Source organism: Pseudomonas sp. S2_A02 (genome assembly GCF_054668495.1).
This window is the reverse complement of the sequence record NZ_CP162776.1, coordinates 2,018,837-2,039,680: the sequence shown is the minus strand read 5'-3', so window position 1 is coordinate 2,039,680 and position 20,844 is coordinate 2,018,837. Positions and strand designations below refer to the sequence as shown.

Below are 20,844 nucleotides of genomic sequence, written 5' to 3'. Positions count from 1 at the left end.
AGCCCCTTTTCGGGCCTGTTCGGGTGCCTAAGACTGCCGCACTTTCGTCATTCACGCCAGTCGCAGATAGCCGAAAGGCCTGTACTACTGCACCCATCGCTGCAGAATTTGCTGCAGATCAGTGCGTTTGAAGGGCTTGGCCAGGTAATCGTTCATTCCCGCCGATAAGCAGGCTTCGCGGTCGCCCTGCAAGGCGTTGGCCGTCAGGGCGATGATTGGCACGTCAGCGCAGCCGGGCAATCGGCGAATCTGTCGGGTGGCCTCGTAGCCGTCGATGACCGGCAGTCGGCAGTCCATCAGAATCGCTTCGAAAATCAGGCTCTCGGCACTACGCACCGCTTGTGCACCATCGGTGACGACGCTGACAGTAAAGCCCAGACTGCGCAACATTGCTTCAACTACAGTGCGGTTGACCGGATTGTCCTCCACCAGCAGCACATTGCGACCTTCGCCGTGGTCATTGCCGGTATGACCTCTCGGGATCAGCACCGGCAGTGGCTGCTTATACAGAGCCAACGGGATTTCCAGGGTGAACACCGAGCCAACGCCTTCTTCGCTCTGAGCGCGCAAGGTGCCGCCCATCCGCTCAGCCAGCGTGCGGGCAATCGGAAGCCCCAGTCCGGTGCCGCCGTAACGTCTTGAAATAGAACTGTCGGCCTGCTGGAACGCGTTGAACATCAATTCCAGGCTGGCGGGCGGGATGCCGATCCCGCTGTCGCGCACGGTGCAGGTGAACCACAGCAGTTCGTGATCCAGGGACTGCCACTGCGGTTCGATCGTGACGCGGCCCCGCTCGGTGAATTTCAGCGCATTGCCAACCAGATTGACCAGGATCTGCCGGATCCGCGTCGGATCGCCCTGAACCTGCAGGACGCGCATGTCCTCGGGGATCCGCAGTTGCAGGTCGAGCCCGCGTTGCGCCGCGCTGTGCTGGAATGACTGGGCGCAACTGCCGATCAGATCCGCAAGGTTGAACGGAATGTGCTCCAGCTCCAGTTCCGAACGCTCGATGCGCGAGAAATCGAGAATGTCGTTGATGACTTTGAGCAGGTGTTCGGTGGATTCCGAGGCCAGCGCCGCATACTCGATCTGCTCCTCGGTCATCGCGGTGGTTTCCAGCAGTTGCAGCATGCCCAGCACGCCATTCATCGGCGTGCGCAATTCGTGACTCATCATCGCGAGAAAATCGGATTTTGCGCTGTTGGCCTTCTCCGCTTCTTCGCGGGTCTGGATCAATTGCGCCATGGCCTGATGCTGTTCGCGACTGGCTTGCTCAAGGCCTTGGGCAAGGTTGTTGATGTGTTGCGACAGGGCGCCCAGTTCAGTGTCGTCGACAATTGGCAGGGGCGTTTTGTAGTCGCCTTTCTGGATCGCCTTGACCGCATTGCCGATGTCGTGGATCGGTTGCGACAGGCTGCCGGCCAGACGCCGAGCCAGCAAAAATGTAAATAACAGAGCGAACAAGGCCAGGATCCCGGCCTTGAAGAGGATTTCCTGTTGACGTTGGTTGAAGGCGTCATTGGACAGGCCGACGATCACCCGGCCCAGATAATCCTCGCCCGGCGCACTGGCGACGGTACGACTGTTCTGAAAAAAGTCATTGTGGAGCGCGATGCGTTGCAGACGCACCGGTGCCTGGAACACTTCGACCTGATGCGAGCGGTTGTGGGCTTGCGACGGTTGCTCAACGTACACAAGAATCCGGTTGGCGCTGTCCTGCACTTCCAGAAAACGTACGTTAGGCGTGGCCAGGGTGGCCTTGAGCAAACTTTCGAGCACCTCGTTGTTGCCCGAAATTACCCCGTATTCGGTGGCCGGCGCCAGTTGATTGGCAATCAGCTGACCGGTGTGATTGAGTTCCTGGCGCAGGTCCTGGATTCGTACGAAGGTGAAAAAACTGATCAGCAGCAACGTCAGCAGCAGGGCCGGGCCGAGGCTGATGATCTGGGTGCGGGTATTGATGTCCCAACCGCGACGAAAGGTCATGGGCGGCGTTCTCCTTCGGCCAGCTGTGTTGCGACAGAGGCTTCGTTCATCGGTTCAATACTTAATGAACGAGCCACTTGCGGGTTGCTTAAGACCTTGAAGTGTTGCGGATAAAGTGCGCGGGGCCAGGTGTTCGAGGGGCGGTCGAGCAGCTCGTCGAGAATCTTCAGCCAATCGTTCTGGTCGCTGTAAGTACTGGCCAGACTGCCGGCCCTGACAAAGGCTGCGTTGGGACCGATCAGCGCCAGTTGCCGCGCATAGCTGCTGAGCAGCAAGTTTTTCACGGTTTTCGGGTTGTACACATCAGGGTCGTCCAGGCCCAGCAGCACATCGCTGTTTTTCAGCAGGGCCTGTAAGGGGCGGCTGTCATGGGTGTTATCCCAACGCTCGGTGACCACTTCAAGGCCCAGGGGCAGGGCGGCCTGACGCAGTTCTTTCAAAAGGAATTCGCTGTGGCTGTCGAAAAGCACACCGACTCGCCGGGCCTCAGGCAGAAGCAGTCGGGTCAGGCGCAACTGTCGGTCCAGCGGCGGATCGCTCCAGAGCAGGCTGAGATGCGGGGGAAGGTCGTTGCCCAAGCGTTGGCGGGCTTGCAGGCGACTGATGCGCAGCACCAGCGTTGCCGGACCCTGAGGGTCTTGCAGGCGCCAGTCGAGGCTGGGCAAGTCGAGCAGAACCAGGCGGATGTCGACAGGCAGTTGGCCTGGTGCCGGCAGGCTGGCGACAGGCTGGAAGCGCACGCTGTCGGTGGGGCGCAATTCACTGAGGGCCTGAACGAAAGACTCCACGCCGGGGCTGTCCTCGGCACCCGTCAGCAGAATGTCGGCGGCCCGTGCCGGCAGACTGCACAGCAAACCGGTAAATACCAGACACAACCCGGCCAGCAGGTGGCCAAGGGTTGGCGTCTTCGGTGACGGGCGATGCTGCATCTTAAAACTCCAGCTCCGCGCTGAAGTAGAGCACCCGGCGTTCGTCGTAATGGTTGTCGACGAAGGTGGTGGGCTGATTGTCGAGGCGTTGCTGGAGGACCCCGGCCAGCTCCAGATTGGCCTTGCCCAAACCGATGCGTTTGGCGATGCGGGTGTCGATCCGTTCGAAGCGATAACCGTTGAGAGTGTCGGCACCATAGTAGAAGAGCGCGCTGTTCCAACCCAGGCCCCAGTTACGAAGCCAGCCGGCGGACCCGCTGTTGCGCGCAGTCTGTTGTGCATCCAGCGGGTTGCTCGCCTCGGCATCGACGTAGGCATAAGTCAGGCGCAGACGATCGGCGCTGCTGAGGCGCCAATCCAGCTGGGTTTCAGTCCCGCTGAAGCGCGAGCTGTTCGAGTTGCTGGCGATGTACTGGTTGTTGCGCAGCGGTTCGCTGATCATGCCGGTGATTTCGTCATAGAACAGCTTCACGTCGACCGCCAGTCCCCATTCGGCGAAGTAGCCGTTATAGCCCAATTCCCGGGAGCGCATGCGTTCCTGTTCGAGGTCGCCCGGGCCACGGGTCTTGACGAAATAGCGGGCGCTGGTCTGGCCGTACGCACTGGGTCGCAAGTTGGTTACCTGGTAGCTCCAGTTGACGTTGTTTTCGAACATGTCCGGCGAGCGGATGGCTTCCGAATACACCGCGCGCAAGCCATGGCGCGGATTGATCAGGTAATTGACCGCCACCCGTGGGGTCAGCGAGTTGCCGGTCAATTGTGAGTCTTCATACATCGCCCCGCCCTGCAACAACCAGTGTTCGGTGGCACGCCACTCGAGTTGACCGAACGCTCGCCAGGTGGTGTCGTCGAGCGTGCCATTGAAGTAGGTCTCGGAATTGGCCCGGTCGTAACGATAATTCATGCCACTGACCAACCGCAGACTGTCGGACAGGCTGAGTGTGTCTTGCAGTTCGAGGTCGTAGCGTGATTCCCGGGCGCTCTGGTCAATGTCGCCGCAGAGGGTTTGCCGGGCGCCGTTTTGCCATTGCCTCAATACCTGATTGCCCAGCGCACGTTCCGCCTCAGTGCCCGCGGGTGCGCCGGAACCGATGTAGCCCAGCATGTTACGCGCCAGACGTTCGGTGTAATTGGGGTTGAGTTGCCACAGTTGGGTCAGCTCCGGGCTGAACGAGACCTCGGCATCGCAGGCGCGCCACGTCTGCTGGCGATCCCAATGTTGCGCCGAGCCTTGAATATAAAGGCTGTGATCGGGATTGATGTCCAGGTTCCAGCGCAGCGAGCCGGCATAGTCCTTGGCGATGACGTCAGAATTGTCCCCGGCGGCGGTAATCCCCGAGAACACCGGACGGTAGGTATAGGGTCGCTGGTTAGTCCCGTCCTTGGCGTTCAGTTGCCAGTCGATGCTCTGGTTTTCATCGAGCGTCTGGCTGACGGCGAGGCTGAAGCGGTTCAAGCGACGGCTGTCGCGGTAATCGGCGCCGGTGCGGTCCGAGTCGAAGCCGTCGTCTTGCTGGCCAGACAACGACAGGCGCAAATCGCCGCTGTCCCAGCCCATGCCCTGGCTGGCGTAGAAATCATTGATACCGCGCTGGCCACGGGTGACTTTCAGCCGCGTGCCGTGGCTGTCGGCGGGTTTACGGGTGATGATATTGACCACCGCCATCAGCGCGTTGGCGCCGTAGCTGACGGTGTTCGGGCCACGGAAAACCTCGATGCGCTCGATGTCTTCCATGGCCACCGGAATATCACTCCAGTCCACCGTGGCCAGGCCTGCGCGGTACACCGAGCGGCCGTCGATCAACACTTGCATGCGCCGCGCTTCGCTGGCGTTGGTGCCGTGATAGTTCACCGCCGCCTGATTGCCGCTGATATTACCGACCATCATTCCCGGCACCAGCCGCAGCAACTCGCTGATGTCCCGCGCGCCGCTGGCATTGATCAGTTCGCTGTCGACCACCGTCATGCTCCCCGGCACGGCCGCAGGCGACTGCTTCAAGCGCGTCGCCGTCAGCACTTGCGGCAACGGATCATTGTCGAGGAACAGGTCGTCGGCCAGCAATGGCGAGCTGAAGATCAGCGCCAATACCATCGGCGAGCGAGGATGGGGAAAGCCAAAAGACACGGCACGGCCTTGATAGCGATTAGTTGGCGCGCATGTTAACCGAGCGAAAAGACTTTTCCAGTCACGTTGTGGGCATTTTCCTCGGTTTTCTTGGTCTTCTTCCTACAAGAGTCGGTAATTGATGCTGGGGCTGGCCGCCACCGGGCTGCTCCGTATAATGCCGGCATCTCCACTGGTATGGATTAACGGATTGCATATGACTGAACAGCGCCCGATTGCGGTCCTGGGAGGCGGAAGTTTTGGTACCGCCGTGGCTAATCTGCTGGCCGAGAATGGGCATCAGGTCCGGCTGTGGATGCGAGACCCCGAACAGGCCGAGGCCATTCGGGTCAATCGTGAGAACCCGCGTTACCTCAAAGGCATCAAGATTCTTCCGGCGGTGGAGGCGGTCACGGACCTGCAAGCCACCCTGGAGGCCTGCGACCTGTGCTTCGTCGCGCTGCCGTCCAGCGCACTGCGCTCGGTATTGGTTCCTCACGCCGAACGTTTGAGCGGCAAACTGCTGGTGAGCCTGACCAAAGGCATCGAAGCCCATACGTTCAAGCTGATGAGCGAGATCCTCGAAGAAATCGCCCCGCAAGCGCGCATCGGCGTGCTGTCGGGCCCGAATCTGGCCCGTGAAATCGCCGAACACGCGCTGACCGCCACCGTGGTCGCCAGTGAAGACGAAGAGCTTTGCCAAAGGGTTCAGGAAGCGCTGCATGGCCGGACCTTTCGCGTGTACGCCAGCGCCGACCGCTTTGGCGTGGAGCTGGGCGGGGCACTGAAAAACGTCTACGCAATCATCGCCGGCATGGCGGTGGCGTTGGGCATGGGTGAAAACACCAAGAGCATGCTGATCACCCGGGCGCTGGCGGAAATGACCCGCTTCGCGGTGAATCAGGGCGCCAACCCGATGACTTTCCTCGGCCTGGCAGGTGTCGGCGATCTGATCGTCACCTGCTCGTCGCCAAAAAGCCGCAACTATCAGGTCGGGTTTGCCCTCGGCCAGGGCTTGAGCCTGGAAGACGCGGTGACGCGTCTGGGCGAAGTCGCCGAAGGCGTGAACACCCTTAAGGTGCTCAAGGCCAAGGCTCAGGACGCGAGCGTGTATATGCCATTGGTCGCTGGATTGCATGCGATTCTGTTCGAAGGACGCACGCTTGATCAGGTGATCGCCCTGCTGATGCGTGGCGAGCCGAAAACCGACGTCGATTTTATCTCAACCAGCGGTTTCAACTGAACCCTCTACTCAATAGGAACGGACTGAGACATGAACGATCAGAAAGTAGAAGCCAAGTACGAATCCATCCTGCTGCGAGTGCTGTGGATGATTGTCTATGTGCTGGTCTGGCAAGTGGCGCAATTGATCCTCGGTGCGGTGGTATTGGTGCAGCTGATCTATCGTTTGATTTATGGCGCACCGAGCGCCAGTTTGATGAACTTCGGCGACAGCCTGAGCCAGTTTCTGGCGCAGATTGGTCGTTTCGGCAGCTTTCACAGCGACCAGAAACCCTGGCCGTTCGCCGACTGGCCGACGCCGCGTACACCGGAAGGTGAAGCCCCGCACGTTGTGGCGCCAGCACCGCATCCGGCCCGAGATGAGGAACCGAAATTATGAAACTCTGGGTATTGCGTCATGGCGAAGCCGAACCTCACGGTACTCGTCCGGACTCCGAGCGGGCATTGACCGTCAAGGGGCGTGAAGAGGTGTTGCGCACTGCCGCCCAATTGATCGGGAAGCCGCTCACCGCCATTTATGCCAGTCCTTTCCTGCGAGCTCAGGAGACGGCTTTGCTGGTGCGTGAGGCGCTGGGTTTCGAGCCAGAGATCCGCACCGTCGAATGGCTGACTCCGGATACCGATCCGGACAAGGTGGCGGAGCAGCTTGTATCGGTGAGTGATGTCCTGCTGGTCAGTCACAATCCGCTGGTGGGCAACCTGCTGAGCTATCTGCAGCACGGCGCCGGCTATCCACCGGAAAAAGTCAGCACCGCCGGCCTGGCCGAGCTGGAGAACAATGAACTGCTGATCGGGTCGATGAAGCTCAACGGCATCAAGCACCCATAGTTCCCGACGAACCCGGGCTAATGTGGGAGCGGGCTTGCTCGCGAAAGCGGTGTGTCAGGCAACAACGGTGTCGACTGATACTCCCTCTTCGCGAGCAAGCCCGCTCCCACAGGTTAAGTGTCGCTCCTGATTTTTTTGTGTGAAATAGTCAACCAAGCACTTGCTTGGTTGACTACGCTTGCTCCAGATCAAAAATAAAGGAGCAAGTCGCATGTCTGCTGCTTCCCGTTTGCCACTGGACGCCTTTTACGAGCGTGAAGCCCGTCATCCTCGCCAACGCTTTCTGGTCCAGCCAATGGGGGGCGGCCAGGTCGAGACGCTGACTTGGGCCGACATCGGTCATCAGGCGCGCTGTGCTGCCCACTGGCTGCGGGCTCGCGAATTGCCGCAAGGCAGCCACATCGCGCTGATCTCGAAAAACTGCGCCCACTGGATCATCGCCGACCTGGCAATCTGGATGGCCGGGCATGTCTCGGTGCCGCTGTATCCCAATCTGACTGCCGATTCCGTGGCCCAGGTGCTCGATCATTCCGAAGCTACGCTGGCATTCATTGGCAAGCTGGATGACTGGCCGGGTATGTCCGTCGGGGTCAGATCCGATCTACCAACCATTAGCCTGCCATTGTGCCCGGCCGGCACTTTCGATTTCAGCTGGGCCGATCTGCAACGCAGTTCGCCAATTCAGGACGACCCCAAGCCCGCCGCCGATCAACTGGCGACCATTATTTATACCTCCGGCACCACGGGCCAGCCCAAAGGCGTGATGCACAGTTTCGGCACGCTGGGATTTGCCACCACTCGCGGCACACAGCTGTTCGGCCTGAATGAGTCGGATCGCCTGCTGTCCTACCTGCCGCTGTGCCACGTCGCCGAGCGGATGTTCGTCGAGCTGGCATCGATCTACACCGGGCAAACGGTGTTCTTCGCCGAGAGCCTCGATACCTTTCTCACTGATTTAAAACGTGCCCGGCCCACTGCGCTGTTCGGCGTGCCGCGGATCTGGACCAAATTCCAGATGGGCGTCTACAGCAAGATCCCGGAAAAACGTCTCGACTTCCTGCTCGGCCTGCCCTTCATAGGCAAGCGTGTAGGGCACAAAGTTCTCGCCGGGCTGGGGCTAGACGCCTTACGCATCGCCTTGTCCGGCGCGGCGCCAGTGCCGCAGACCTTGCTGCGCTGGTACCGAAAACTGGGGCTGGATGTGCTGGAGGTGTACGGCATGACCGAAAGTTGCGGTTATTCCCACATCGGCCTGCCGGGTCAGAACAAACCCGGCTGGATCGGCAAGCCATGCCCGGAAGTTGAAGTGCGCATCGAACCGTCAGGTGAAGTGCTGGTGCGTAGCGGCGCGACCATGCTCGGCTATTTCAAGGAACCCGGGAAAACCGCCGAAACCATCATCGAGGATGGCTTCTTGCGTACCGGTGACAAGGGCGAACAGGACTCCGAAGGCAATCTGCGCTTGACCGGGCGATTGAAGGAAATCTTCAAGACCAGCAAGGGCAAATACGTTGCCCCCGCACCGATCGAAAATCGCCTGGCAGTGCATTCGCGGATCGAACAAGTGTGCGTGGTGGGCGATGGCTTGAGCGCGCCACTGGGTTTGTGCGTGTTGTCGGCGGTCGGCCAGCAGGATGCCAACGGAACGGCGAGGGCGGGTTTGCATTCAAGCCTGGAAAAACTGCTGGAGGAGGTCAACGGCGTTCTCGACAAGCATGAGCGCTTGCGTCAGCTGGTGGTGGTCAAGGACAGCTGGGCAGTGGAAAACGGCTTCCTGACACCGACCTTGAAGATCAAGCGCAACATGATCGAAGCGGCTTACGGTGCTCGGTTTGCAGAATGGAGCGAGCGCAGCGAGGCGGTGCTGTGGCAGGATTGAGCCACGAACAACTCCAACAAAGGAACGTAACGATGAGTCTGTGGCGCACTACTCCCAACGTCGAGCAGTTGAACGCAATCCAGAAAAACACCATCGGCGAAGTGCTGGATATTCGCTTCGAAGCCTTCGATGACGAGTCCCTGACCGCAAGCATGGTCATCGACCATCGCACGCACCAGCCCTATGGTTTGTTGCACGGCGGCGCCTCGGTGGTGCTGGCCGAAACCGTCGGTTCGATGGCCAGTTTTCTGTGCATCGACACCAGCAAGTTTTATTGCGTGGGCCTGGAAATCAACGCCAACCATTTGCGCGGGTTGCGCAGTGGACGAGTGACGGCAGTGGCCAAGGCGATTCACATCGGGCGCACAACGCATGTTTGGGACATCCGTTTGACCAGCGATGAGGGCAAGGCGAGTTGTGTGTCGCGGTTGACCATGGCGGTTGTTCCATTGGGGGAACAACCGCCAGCACGGTGAGAATCATTGCACCAGCGAAAGAGACCTCGGGTGTAGAGACTCAATGCGGCTTGCGTGTTTGTTGATAGCTGTATTGAGACGGTTTCAATCGGACTTTGTTTGGAACCAACACCTGAGGGCGATAAAGGGAGTTCATCAAGGCGTCGGCAGACACGTCATAGAGTGTGTCTCCCGGCTCTTCCGCGTAGGTTAAAACATCAATCATGACGTTGAGTCCCATTCCGCGAATCATGTCTTGCTGCCCCACGAACATCGCTCCGTGACGTTGGGTATCTTCATTCTCGTTGTCCCTCAACGCGAAGTCTCTTCCATACGCGTGGGCATCTTTTACCCAGGCAGGGGCTGCCCTTGGTCTGCTTGTAGGCAATATGATATCGAGACTCTGGAGCATGGAATGCTCGGCCTGACCGCTTTCCTGCAGTATTGAAAAGGGTGCTCTGTAGCGCTTGTCACCGAACCGGCTGCTGGGTTTGGCCGGCTCGTTTTGTGCTTCCAATGAAAAGAAAACAAAATCGTCAGTTCCCAATGAGGTCAAGTCGCCCTCCGCTGTGTTGTTTTCATTGAATACCAACTGCCGTTCGATCAGTTGTTTTCTGGAGAAGAGTTCAACCACATCATTGATGCGAAGATCCTGGTTGGAAAAGTGGACGATATGGAATGAGCTGTCGCTGAATTCCTGGAGAAAAAGAGTCTCGGCAGAGTCCAGTTCGATTGATTCACCAAGGCGCTCTTCAAGTTGCCTGATATTTTTCCTGGACTGTTGCTGGAAGGTAGTCAGGCCGTCTTGCCCGTTATCAATCTGCTTCCATGCTGACCCATTGCGCAACATGTGATCGAAAGCCTCTATAGCCTCTGTGAGCGCCTGACCATCAGAGTCGACAAAGGTCACAGGATTACTTCGGACAAACAGATAAAGATTCAGACCATCAACGGTTCCGGCAGGATCCGGATTGAGCCAGCGTTGCCACCAAGGCGAGTAGTACCTGGCACCGTAGTAATACAAGCCGGTTGCATCGCGCTCCTTACCGCTGTAGCGAATGGTTCTGTAACTGGCTTCAATTTTGTCGTTTCCGGCCCACCATGCAGTCCCTCCGTACGGATAGTAACTTTCCAGGCTGATCAGCTTTGCCTGATCGTTCAATACCAGAGTGCTGGAACCCAAGTGATCATTCAGGCTGTAGTGATATTGATTCTGCGCATCGGCTGATGGCCCGCCTTTTTCCCAATGCAGAACTTGCACTGTGCAGCATCCGGCCTGCACAGAGATAACGTGCAAAACTTCATCAGCCGACGTACGGATTTCCAGCCCCGGTAAAAATCGCGTCTCGTGAGTACGCGTTAAAGTGCCGGCGGAAGCGATGCGGATTTTCCGTTGACGCTGACCGGCTTCGTCATAAATGTAGATTTCAGTATCATTTGGAGCGTTCTCGCGCACCACCTGATCGACTTGCTGCAGACGGTTATTCAAGCTCCAGGTCAGATTCTGACCTGGCTGCAGTAGTTTCTTATTGCCGTTGGCATCGAATCCTGCGGCTATTTCGTTCTCGGTGGGTAATTCGCCATTGTCCTTTTGCGGCAGGCCCCGATTGCTGTATTTGGAGAGGCCTATGCGCTGCGTCTGACTGCGGCTGGCAGCGCTGTGAATCAGCTTGGTCAGATTGCTACCTGCATCGTACGTGTAGGTCTGGCAGTAGTTTTCCAATTGCCCGGGGTCAGGTGGTGACTCGAAGTCTGGCGGTTGTGGACCCATCTGGCTGTTGGCCCGCTGCCAGCCCTTTGCCTCAATCAGTTGATATAACGAGTCATAGGCAAAGGTACGGGTTGGTTCGACTTTCTGATTGCGAAAGAAATAGGTGCGCAGTGCCGCATCATTGATGCTGAGAATATTGCCGACCCGGTCGTACTTGTAACTGAAGTGTTGCAGCAATGATTTGCCGGGCAGTCGGGTCTTGAGCTCAAGCAAACGGCCGTCGAGTGGGGAGTAACAGGCTTCGCTGATCAAGCCATTGCCGGCGATCTGCCGCTCGATGCTGCCAAAAGCGTTGTAGTCGATGAAGCTCAGCAGTGATTTCTCTTGTGTTTGTGCGGCGAGTTTCAGACCTGTCTCTCTGAGTTGGCCGGCGATATTTAAGTGTGAGAACCGGACGTTGCCTCGGGCATCTTCCTGGCTGATTGCGAACCCTAGGGCGTTGTAGTGATTGCGGGTGATCGCGCCGATACCTGTTTCGTTCAACAGGTTTCTTTCGGCTTCATCAATCGGCCAGTCTGGTTCGTCTAATTTTTTGAGAAAATGCCGGACCTGCGAGTTGATTCCACCGGTCAGCGAGTAGGCTGTGAAATGCACGGTGCCGGCACTGTCATCATGACGGATCAGCTGACCGCATTGATTGCGTGAGGCAGTTTCCTGGGTCGCGTCACCATAGGTGTAAAAGGCACGGGTTCTGGCTGGTTTGTCTGGAGCTTGCTCGACAGTTTTGACGGGGCGCAGCAATAGGTCATAGTCGGTCCTGACTTGAGTGGGCAAACTGTCCCAACTCATGAGATTTTGACCAGCCATGCCGAACAAGACCAGCCGACTGCCCGCGTCCACACTATCACTGTAGAGGGGCGCACCCGTGAGGCTGAAAACTGTCAGCAGGTTTGGCCGGGCGTCTGGCTCGGTCTCAAGCAGCTTGTACAAACGAGGGTCGCGGCTGATCGTCGGGCGACCTGCGGCATTATAGGATTGACGGTAAATTCGAGGTTCTGCTGGCTTGCCGAGTGTGTCGCGGTAGTAGGACACAGTGGCGACATTGAGCCCTCGCGGATCCTTCACGGAGACTGTCGGGGTTTTTCTGTGCATGGAAGCAGCCTCCAGAAACAGCTTCGTGTCGGACACAGTTATTCTCGGTTGCTCCCGACGTGTCAACTGTCAGAAATAACAGGTAAGTGAGGCGTTCGAAGAATGCCCGGATTGTTTTCCATCGATGAAACGACGCTGTCATCATTCCTGTCAGTTACGGTCATTGCTGTAGGACACGGTCTTACGGACAATCAACCCCCGTTCTCGCTCATGGATTTGCAGGTATGTCGCAACAGATATTTTTCGCCCACGCCAATGGCTTTCCTTCGGGGACCTACGGCAAGTTGTTCGCGGCGCTGGCGCCCGAGTATCAGGTGACGCATCTGGAGCAGCACGCCCACGATCCGCGTTTTCCGGCGGACGACAACTGGAATAATCTGGTGGATGAGTTGATTCATCACCTCAAGCAGCAACCGGAACCGGTCTGGGGCGTCGGTCACTCCTTTGGCGGCGTACTGCATTTGCACGCTGCATTGCGTTGCCCTGAGCTGTATCGCGGCGTGGTAATGCTCGATTCACCGGTGCTGACCCGCGCCGATCAATGGGTGATCCGTGCCGCCAAGCGCTTCGGTTTCATCGATAGGCTGACCCCCGCCGGCCGCACGTTGGGCCGACGGGAAGAGTTTGCCGACCTGGACGCGGCCCGATTGTATTTCGCCGGTAAAACCCTGTTTCGTGGCTTCGATCCAGAATGCTTCGACGCCTATCTGCAACATGGTTTGCAAAATGTCGGTGGCAAGCTGCGCCTGCGTTTCGATCCGGCCACGGAAATCAGCATCTACCGTGGCGTGCCCCACACCAGCCCCGGTCGGGCATGGCAGTTGAAAGTGCCGCTGGCGGTGGTCCGTGGGCACAAGAGCCGCGTGGTGATGCGCCATCACGCCCGATCCGTCGGGCGCATGCCTTTGGGCGAATCCTTGACCATGCCCGGCGGGCACATGTTTCCTCTCGAACGTCCACAAGACACGGCCACGCTGCTGAAGAATCTGTTCAGTCGCTGGGCAGGTCGCAGCCAACAGGATTGCGCATGAGCAACGTTGTCGAAGAAGTTCGCCTGAGCCTGCCGCATATCGAGTTGGCGGCGCACTTGTTCGGTCCCGAGGACGGCTTGCCGGTGATTGCCTTGCACGGCTGGCTGGACAATGCCAACAGCTTTGCCCGGCTGGCTCCCAAGCTCAAAGGCTTGCGTATCATCGCACTGGACATGGCCGGGCATGGTCACTCGGGGCATCGACCGAACGGCGCCGGTTACGCGCTGTGGGACTACGCCCATGACGTGCTGCAAGTGGCCGAGCAGTTGGGGTGGAAACGTTTTGCTCTGTTGGGGCATTCCCTGGGAGCGATCGTCTCGCTGGTGCTGGCCGGATCGTTGCCGGAACGGGTGACCCATCTGGCCTTGATCGACGGCGTGATTCCTCCTACAGACAAAGGCGAAAACGCCGCCGAGCGCATGGGCATGGCCCTGCAAGCGCAGCTGGATCTGCGGGAAAAACGCAAACCGGTCTACAACACCCTCGACCGCGCCATCGAGGCGCGAATGAAAGGCTTGGTGGCGGTCAGTCGTGAAGCCGCCGAACTGCTGGCGCAACGCGGCTTGATGCCGGTGCCGGGCGGTTATACCTGGCGCACCGACAACCGCCTGACCCTGCCGTCACCGCTACGTCTGACCACTGAACAGGCGATGGCCTTCGTCCAGCGCGTCAGTTGCCCGGCACACCTGGTAGTCGCGGCTGACGGCATGCTCGCCAAACATCCCGAGTTGCTGGAGCGTCTACCCTTTAGCCAGGAACAGTTGCCTGGCGGCCATCATTTGCACCTGAATGACGAACCCGGTGCCGACCTTGTCGCAGACTGTTTCAATCGGTTCTTCGCCGTTCCTTGACTTGCGCCCGGCAACTGTCGAGGCTGGGCGGGTTGAAATGGGAGACAACCATGATAGATCTGTACACCGCAGCGACCCCGAATGGCCACAAGGTCTCTATCGTGCTCGAGGAACTCGGCCTGCCCTATACGGTGCACGCCTTGAGTTTCGACAAAAAGGAACAGAAGTCCAAGGGCTTCCTCAAGATCAATCCCAATGGGCGTATTCCGGCGATTGTCGACCGTGCCAATGGCGATTTCGCCGTGTTCGAGTCCGGCGCGATCCTGATTTACCTCGCCGAGATGACCGGTAAACTGCTGCCCCAAGACCCCAAGGGGCGCTCGGTGGTGTTGCAGTGGCTGATGTTCCAGATGGGCGGAATCGGCCCGATGCAGGGCCAGGCCAACGTGTTTTTCCGCTATTTTCCGGAAAAACTCCAGGGCGCCATCGACCGTTATCAACATGAAACCCGGCGCCTGTATGAAGTGCTCGACACGCGTCTGCAAGCCGTAGAGTTTCTGGCGGGCGAGTACAGCATTGCCGACATTGCCACTTATCCGTGGGTCCGTGGCCATGAATGGTCCGGTGTCGCGGTGGAAGGCTTGTCAGCCCTGCAGCGCTGGATGGCTACAATGGAGGCGCGCCCTGCGGTACAACGCGGTTTATTGGTGCCCGAGCGCATCGATGACGCCAGTGTCATCAAGGGTGCCCAGGCCATGCTGATTCGATGAGTCTATCCATGCGTTCACTCACTCTGCTGGCGCTGTGTTGTTTCAGTCCTCTTTTATTTGCCGCTGATATCCCTGGCAGTCAGGACCTGCCGATCGTGCCGCGTATGGCCGATGCACAGATCGTGGACTATCGCCCGGCTGTCGAGCTTGAGCGGATCTACCCGCTGGGTTCTATCCGCAAGATCAGCGGTCAGTTGCGCTTCGACGGTCAGGTCAGCGCCCGTGGGCACGCCACCTCGGTGACCTACGAGCTGCCACCGGAGCATTCCTCTACCGATGCCTTTACCGCCGCCCGCGAAGCCTTGCAAAAGCAGGGCGCCGAGTTGCTGTTCTGGTGTCAGGCACGTGATTGCGGCGAAAGCAGCCTGTGGGCCAATGAAGTCTTCGGCAACGCCAAGCTGTATGGCGCCGATAACCAGCAGGCCTATTTGCTGCTGCGTCTGGCAGCCCCTCAAGACAACACGCTGGTGGCGCTTTACAGCATCACTCGCGGCAATCGCAAAGCCTATCTGCACGTCGAGCAGTTCGACGCTGCCGCACCATTGGGCGATTTGCTGCCAACTTCTGCGACCTTGCTGCGACAGCTCAAAAGCACTGGTGAACTCGATTTCCCCAAACTCAACGGCGACCCTGACGAAACCTGGCTGCGTTTGATTTCTCGAGGTCTCAACCTGGACACCACATTGCGCGTCAATGTGTCGGGGCCCAATGCCGAAGCCTGGCGCCAGGCGATGATCGGCCAGGGTGTGCGGTCGGCACGGATGGAAACCGGCAACGTCGAAGGCTCTGGCCTGCACTTCGAGCTGCTGCGATAAGCTTCATTGGGCGAGCGCGTTTCGCGCGTTCGCCTACTCTTTGCTGACTGACTTTTTCGAGACATTACATGCCCAATAACGATCGGCTGTTGGTGCAGATTCTGCTCCTGGTGCTGTTTGGCGCGAGCTTCTGGGTGATGGCGCCGTTTTGGTCGGCGCTGTTCTGGGGCGCGGTGCTGGCATTTGCCAGTTGGCCGTTGATGCGTTTGTTGACCCGTTGGCTCAATGGCCGTGAATCCCTGGCGGCGCTGTTACTGACGCTGGGCTGGATGCTGCTGGTGGCAGCACCGCTGGTGTGGCTGGGTTTCAACCTGGCGGACCATGTGCGCGATGCCACGGCGTTCATCAAGGATGTGCAAGTCGATGGTCTGCCTGAAGCACCGACCTGGCTGGGCAGTATTCCCTTGGTCGGCGAGCGGCTGGTGGGGATCTGGAACAGCATCGATCAGCAAGGCGCGGCGATGATGCTGGCGATCAAGCCTTATCTGGGTCAGGTCGGTAACTGGTTGCTGGCGCGCAGTGCGCAGATCGGCGGCGGCATCCTTGAGCTGGCGCTGAGCATTGTCTTTGTGTTCTTTTTCTACCGGGACGGGCCGCGGTTGGCGGTATTTGTCCATGGGTTGCTGGAACGGTTGATCGGTGACCGCGCAGGCTATTACATCGAATTGGTGGCGGGCACCGTGCAGCGTGTAGTCAACGGGGTGATCGGCACTGCGGCGGCTCAGGCAGTGCTGGCGTTGATCGGCTTCCTGATTGCCGGCGTGCCTGGGGCGCTGGTGCTGGGGATTGTGACGTTTTTGCTGAGCCTGATTCCGATGGGGCCGCCGTTGGTGTGGATTCCGGCCACGGCGTGGTTGGCCTGGAAGGGCGAGTATGGGATGGCGGTATTCCTCGGGATCTGGGGCATGTTCATCATCAGCGGGGTCGACAACGTGCTTAAGCCGTACCTGATCAGTCGGGGTGGGAATTTGCCGTTGGTGATTGTGTTGCTCGGGGTGTTTGGCGGGTTGATTGCGTTTGGGTTTATCGGTCTGTTCATCGGCCCGACGTTGCTGGCCGTGGCTTACAGCCTGTTGACCGATTGGAGCAAGAGTCAGGCTCGGGTTGAGGATCGCCGGCCCTGAGGCGCTGGCACTGAACACCTTTGGGGGGCGGGCTTGCTCGCGATGAACGATGACGCGGTGTATCTGATCGTGCGGGCCTTGCGACTCACATCGGCTCCGGCGGCCCAATCAGTCTTCCCATCACCCCAAACAACCCCAGTTCTCGAATCGCTTCCAGTTCCCCCTGCGTCTCCACCATCTCGGCAATCAACGGCAAATCAATGCTGTTGGTCGCCCGGAAAATCGCCTCAATGAACAGGCGCTTGTCAGTCTGTTCATCGATACCTCGAATGTAGGCTCCGTCGATTTTCAGGTAAGCCAGCCCCAACTGCGTCAGGTTACCAATCTGGCTGAAGCTGCCGCCGAAGTGCTGCAGTCCGATGCGATAACCGGTGTTGAGCAGACTGTGACTCAGGCGTTGCAGTTCTTCGGGGGGCGGCAGTTGGCGTTCGTCGATTTCCAGGGTTAGCAGCGGCGCCAGTTCCGGCAGTGATTCAAGTATGTCGCAGATCAGTTTGAGCTGGGTCTGATCGCGCAGGGTGCTGCCGGACAGGCTCAACGCAAGTGGCCAACGGTTGGCGGCCAGATATTCGAGAGTGGTTTCGAGCATCGCCAGATCGAATCGCGCTGACCAGCCAAGGCGCTCGATCCACGGCAGGAAATGCCCGGCGGCAATCGCCTCGCCTTGCGGGTCGAGCAGGCGCGCGAGGACTTTGTGATGCAGCACCTGGCTGGTATCGGCGCACTGCACCACCGGTTGAAAATACAGCTGCATCTTACCCTCGGTCAGCGCGTCGTCGATCCAGCTGCGCCAGTCGTGTTGGGACTGGTTCGGCTCTGTATCGGAATGGGTCATGTGTATCCACGGCCGCTCGGGGTGTTGCTGGGCTTGGGTCAGCGCTTGATCGAGGCGCAGCAGCACGCCGTTCGCCGGCTCGCCGGGGTGATAGGCGACCACGCCCAGATGTGCCACGGGCATGCAGTCACTGGCACCGGTCAGGCGCAGGTTTTCCAGGGTAGCGCTGATTTCGGAAGCCAGGCGTGCAGCATCCTTGCTGTCCAGGCCCGGTGTCAGCAGGCTGAATTCTCCACCTCGATTGCGCGCCGCGAGCCAGGTGCGACGTTCCGGTGGTTGCGTCAGGCGCTTGAGCAGTTCGCCGACCGTGCTAATCAAGGCATCGGTGCGCTGGCCACCCAGGCGCTGGTTGAGCCCGATCAGGTCGTTGATCCGCAACATCAGCAAGTGGCCGTCGCGGCTTTGCTCGGAAACCAGTAATTGGTCGGCCAGTTGTTCATCCAGCAAGCGCCGGTTGGCCAGGCCTGTGAGGCTGTCCTGATAAGATTCGGAGCGCAGTTTTTCGCTGCGCGCGGCCTCTTCAGCGAACAACGCCTTGAGCTTCTCGACCATTTGGTTCATGGCCAGCACCACGCGTTTGAGTTCCGGTGTGCGCGGCAGTTTCGGCAAACTGCGAAATTCGCGTTTGCTGATGGCTTCAGCCTGTTTGACCATGTTATCGAGCGGGCGCAATTGCCGGCGCAACAGCCAGCCACCAAACACAGCGCTGAGCAGTCCGCAAATCAGCAACCAGATCAGGCTGCCGAGGGTACTGTCCCAGAGTTTGGCCAAGGCAAACTGCGGATTGCTCAACACTTCGACCCGCGCCGCTTGCTCCCAACCACGCATGATCAGTGCATCGCCACCCTGTGGGTGCAGATTAACCAGGCTGATGAACCAGCCGGGAACACCCTCGATTTGCGGCGGTGCGCTGCGTTCCACCAACACTCGTTCATCCACAATACTGACAACCCGAATGCTGCTGAAATAACCACTGTCGAAAATCGAGCTGACCATCAACTCGATCATCGCCGGGTCGTCGATCTGCGCTGTCAATGACAAGCCCAGCGCCGTGGCGGCGTCCTGAGCGTGGGAGCGCAACTGGCTGAGCATCTGTTCGCGAGAGCTTTCCAGGCTGACAAAAAAACTGCCGCCGAAAGCCACCAGCAAGAACAGGCAAATGGCGAGAAACAACTGTTTGCGCAGTGACATAAAACGCTCCTTGCAATAGCGGCTAGCCTTCGCCCACGGCGAACCCTTCAAATTGCATCTTTTTCAACACGTCTTGCCAACGCGACAATTTTTTCGAGTCGCTGCTGCGTTTGCCATTGGCTCCCGGCAAGTACAGGCCTTCGGCGTTGAAGGCGTACACCGGCAGCAGATCTTTGCGTTGGGAGGCGGGACGGATTTCGTCGATCAGGTTGTCCAGCACCAGCGGCTCGGCCGTGGGGCTGCCGTAGAAGGTCAACACCATGTGCGCCTGGTTCTGGGTCAGTGCCTTGACGTAGGTGATGCGCAGTTTCTCGCTGGGAATTCCGAGGTGTCGCAGGCTGAAATATTTTGCCAGGGCGTAGTCCTCGCAGTCGGCGGCACCCTTGATCAAAGATTCGACGGGCGTGGCCCAGTAATCGGTCTGACGCCAGATACGCGTGTCGTCCTGAAAGCTCAGTTGTTGATTGAAGAAGCGATTGACCGCGTTCAGTTGTTCGCGCTCAGGCTGCTTGCGTTCGCTTTGCAGCATTTGACTCCAGGCCTCGATCCGTCCCCGGGCCAGGCCAAGGGGGCCGTAGCGTTTTTCGGCCGTCTGCAGAATCTGCGCAAAGTCCCAGTCGGCCCAGACACTGCCCAACCCTGCCAGTAGAAAACTCGTCAGCAGCAGCCATCCGCCGAACCGAAGTCGGAGCGTTGACCATCCTGGACTACGCGGACTGCGGGACATGTCTGGCTGCTCGGGTGCAGATGTCTGAAGTCTAGGCGGTGTTTTCAGCGAGGAAGGGCAGGTCGTCGGACGAATGGACGTCGGCGGATGAAGGCGAAGGGAACGCGGAGCGTCCCGGGCGGCATTCCCACGGAGACCGTGGGAATGATCAAGATGGGATCAGGGTTTATGCAGGGTTTTCTGCTTGAGGATATAAATCGTCACCAACACCGCGCTGGTCAGCATGAACCCGCGCGCCCACGGCAGGGGCACCAGGTAGCAGGAAAGCAGGATGCTCGCCCACATCAATCCGATGGCGTAGACCTTGCCTTTGAGCGGAATGCCATTGCCGCTCAGGTAGTCGCGAACCCATGGCCCAAGCCGTGGATGTTCAACCAGCCACCGATAGAAACGCGGCGAGCTGCGGGCGAAACAGGCGGCCGCCAGCAGCAGGAACGGTGTGGTGGGCAGCACCGGCAGGAAAATCCCGATCACCCCCAGCGCTACGCTCAGCCAGCCGATGGCCAGTAGCACGTAGCGCAACATCAGGGGGCGGTTGCCTATGGGGTTGTCCATAGGCAAAACCTTAGTGGTGACGTGGCTTGAGAATCGCCGGTTTTTCGTCTGGCGCCTGGCACAGCAGGTACAGCGCGGTCAGGGCTTCCGGGATCTGCACGATCATATCGTCCATCAGGTTGGCGTCTTTGGCGATGTCTTCGAATTCTGGCTGTTCGTCGAACAGACCGGAACCGACCATGATCGGCAGCAGCATTTCGCTGACTTCGTCTTCGGCGGTTTCGAACCAGGCCGCTTCGCGCAGGAATACGCCTTCCATGAAACCGATGCACCAGCCGCGCAGGTCAGAGTCATCCGGCTCTTCGCCCAGGTCCAGGTCGCACGGCAGCTCGAACTCTTCGTCGGACGCCAGTTGGCGGGCGATGTGCGCCTTTAGCAGCAGCAGGGTGGATTCGATCGCTTCACGCTCGGTGTCGTCGGCGTAATGCGGCTCTTCGGCGAAGAGCGCGTCGATCCATTCACGGTCGGGAACGCTCTCGGAACAAATCGACAGCGCAGTTAGGTAGCCGTGGGCGGCCACGTAGTCCAGCGCCTCGTCATGCAGCTCGTCGGCGTCGAGGAAGACTTGCAGGCGGGTTAGTTGCTCAGCGAAGGACATTAAAGGGCTACCTTGGGGAATATACGATGCGGGAATTCTAGGCCTTCTTGAGCGCTCAGGCCAGCCGCGCGGTGTATTTGCCCCTTTGCAGGCATGCGGAACACCGCATTCCCTGTGGGAG

At 59.0% G+C, this 20,844-nt stretch carries 18 protein-coding genes; 10 read left to right on the top strand and 8 right to left on the bottom strand.

The features are described from left to right. Nucleotides 1-84: 84 nt before the first annotated feature. The 3 genes from AB4O41_RS09310 to AB4O41_RS09300 are packed head-to-tail and all read right to left on the bottom strand — an operon-like array spanning nucleotide 85 to nucleotide 5,040. Entirely contained in the window at nucleotides 85-1,986 is a 1,902-nt protein-coding gene (locus AB4O41_RS09310) for an ATP-binding protein (protein ID WP_460147411.1), read from the bottom strand. Next, complete coding sequence (locus AB4O41_RS09305) at nucleotides 1,983-2,915, bottom strand: ABC transporter substrate-binding protein (protein ID WP_460147409.1); 933 nt, start codon at nucleotides 2,913-2,915, stop codon at nucleotides 1,983-1,985. The genes AB4O41_RS09310 and AB4O41_RS09305 overlap by 4 nt, the downstream gene beginning before the upstream one ends. Nucleotide 2,916: 1 nt before the next feature. Beyond that, nucleotides 2,917-5,040 (bottom strand): TonB-dependent receptor plug domain-containing protein, encoded by a 2,124-nt coding sequence (locus tag AB4O41_RS09300; RefSeq protein WP_460147407.1) that lies wholly within the window; start codon nucleotides 5,038-5,040, stop codon nucleotides 2,917-2,919. Between the two features lie 196 nt (nucleotides 5,041-5,236). Here AB4O41_RS09300 and AB4O41_RS09295 point away from each other — a divergent pair, with 196 nt between their 5' ends. The 5 genes from AB4O41_RS09295 (at nucleotide 5,237) to AB4O41_RS09275 (ending at nucleotide 9,444) form a co-directional block, all read left to right on the top strand. Beyond that, nucleotides 5,237-6,262 carry an NAD(P)H-dependent glycerol-3-phosphate dehydrogenase gene (locus AB4O41_RS09295; RefSeq protein WP_460147405.1) on the top strand — a complete coding sequence of 342 codons (1,026 nt, stop codon included), beginning with the start codon at nucleotides 5,237-5,239 and terminating at the stop codon, nucleotides 6,260-6,262. 30 nt (nucleotides 6,263-6,292) lie between these two features. After that, entirely contained in the window at nucleotides 6,293-6,640 is a 348-nt protein-coding gene (locus tag AB4O41_RS09290; RefSeq protein WP_095051689.1) for a DUF4389 domain-containing protein, read from the top strand. After that, nucleotides 6,637-7,089: a phosphohistidine phosphatase SixA gene (sixA, locus tag AB4O41_RS09285; RefSeq protein WP_460147403.1), complete on the top strand. Its 453-nt coding sequence runs from the start codon at nucleotides 6,637-6,639 to the stop codon at nucleotides 7,087-7,089. Before AB4O41_RS09290 ends, sixA begins: the two co-directional genes overlap by 4 nt. A 211-nt stretch (nucleotides 7,090-7,300) precedes the next feature. Next, nucleotides 7,301-8,968, top strand: a complete 1,668-nt coding sequence (locus tag AB4O41_RS09280) for an AMP-binding protein (RefSeq protein WP_460147401.1) — start codon at nucleotides 7,301-7,303, stop codon at nucleotides 8,966-8,968. A gap of 32 nt (nucleotides 8,969-9,000) precedes the next feature. Further along, on the top strand, nucleotides 9,001-9,444 hold the full coding sequence (locus AB4O41_RS09275; RefSeq protein WP_258616561.1) for a hotdog fold thioesterase: 444 nt from the start codon (nucleotides 9,001-9,003) through the stop codon (nucleotides 9,442-9,444). Between the two features lie 40 nt (nucleotides 9,445-9,484). On the opposite strand, the gene AB4O41_RS09270 is transcribed toward AB4O41_RS09275, so the two are convergent. Further along, nucleotides 9,485-12,286, bottom strand: coding sequence for an RHS repeat-associated core domain-containing protein (locus AB4O41_RS09270; protein WP_460147399.1), 2,802 nt, complete (start codon nucleotides 12,284-12,286; stop codon nucleotides 9,485-9,487). Nucleotides 12,287-12,510: 224 nt separating this feature from the next. Between AB4O41_RS09270 and AB4O41_RS09265 the strand changes: the two genes are divergently transcribed. From AB4O41_RS09265 to AB4O41_RS09245, 5 genes are all read left to right on the top strand, one after another. Continuing rightward, nucleotides 12,511-13,317 carry an alpha/beta fold hydrolase gene (locus AB4O41_RS09265; protein ID WP_460147397.1) on the top strand — a complete coding sequence of 269 codons (807 nt, stop codon included), beginning with the start codon at nucleotides 12,511-12,513 and terminating at the stop codon, nucleotides 13,315-13,317. After that, nucleotides 13,314-14,168: an alpha/beta hydrolase gene (locus tag AB4O41_RS09260; RefSeq protein ID WP_460147395.1), complete on the top strand. Its 855-nt coding sequence runs from the start codon at nucleotides 13,314-13,316 to the stop codon at nucleotides 14,166-14,168. The genes AB4O41_RS09265 and AB4O41_RS09260 overlap by 4 nt, the downstream gene beginning before the upstream one ends. 50 nt (nucleotides 14,169-14,218) lie before the next feature. Further along, nucleotides 14,219-14,878 (top strand): glutathione S-transferase family protein, encoded by a 660-nt coding sequence (locus AB4O41_RS09255; protein WP_367374657.1) that lies wholly within the window; start codon nucleotides 14,219-14,221, stop codon nucleotides 14,876-14,878. An 8-nt stretch (nucleotides 14,879-14,886) separates the two neighbouring features. After that, on the top strand, nucleotides 14,887-15,693 hold the full coding sequence (locus AB4O41_RS09250) for a DUF4892 domain-containing protein (protein ID WP_460147393.1): 807 nt from the start codon (nucleotides 14,887-14,889) through the stop codon (nucleotides 15,691-15,693). A gap of 68 nt (nucleotides 15,694-15,761) precedes the next feature. After that, on the top strand, nucleotides 15,762-16,817 hold the full coding sequence (locus tag AB4O41_RS09245) for an AI-2E family transporter (protein WP_095051697.1): 1,056 nt from the start codon (nucleotides 15,762-15,764) through the stop codon (nucleotides 16,815-16,817). Nucleotides 16,818-16,902: 85 nt separating this feature from the next. Here AB4O41_RS09245 and lapD read toward each other — a convergent pair whose 3' ends face one another. The 4 genes from lapD to AB4O41_RS09225 all read right to left on the bottom strand — a co-directional run bounded on the left by lapD (nucleotide 16,903) and on the right by AB4O41_RS09225 (nucleotide 20,723). Beyond that, on the bottom strand, nucleotides 16,903-18,843 hold the full coding sequence (lapD, locus tag AB4O41_RS09240) for a cyclic di-GMP receptor LapD (RefSeq protein WP_460147390.1): 1,941 nt from the start codon (nucleotides 18,841-18,843) through the stop codon (nucleotides 16,903-16,905). A 22-nt stretch (nucleotides 18,844-18,865) separates the two neighbouring features. Continuing rightward, nucleotides 18,866-19,570, bottom strand: coding sequence for a cysteine protease LapG (lapG, locus tag AB4O41_RS09235; protein WP_460147389.1), 705 nt, complete (start codon nucleotides 19,568-19,570; stop codon nucleotides 18,866-18,868). 159 nt (nucleotides 19,571-19,729) lie between these two features. Beyond that, complete coding sequence (locus AB4O41_RS09230; protein ID WP_460147387.1) at nucleotides 19,730-20,125, bottom strand: YbaN family protein; 396 nt, start codon at nucleotides 20,123-20,125, stop codon at nucleotides 19,730-19,732. A 10-nt stretch (nucleotides 20,126-20,135) separates the two neighbouring features. Then, nucleotides 20,136-20,723, bottom strand: a complete 588-nt coding sequence (locus AB4O41_RS09225; RefSeq protein ID WP_038979493.1) for a UPF0149 family protein — start codon at nucleotides 20,721-20,723, stop codon at nucleotides 20,136-20,138. Nucleotides 20,724-20,844: the final 121 nt, after the last annotated feature.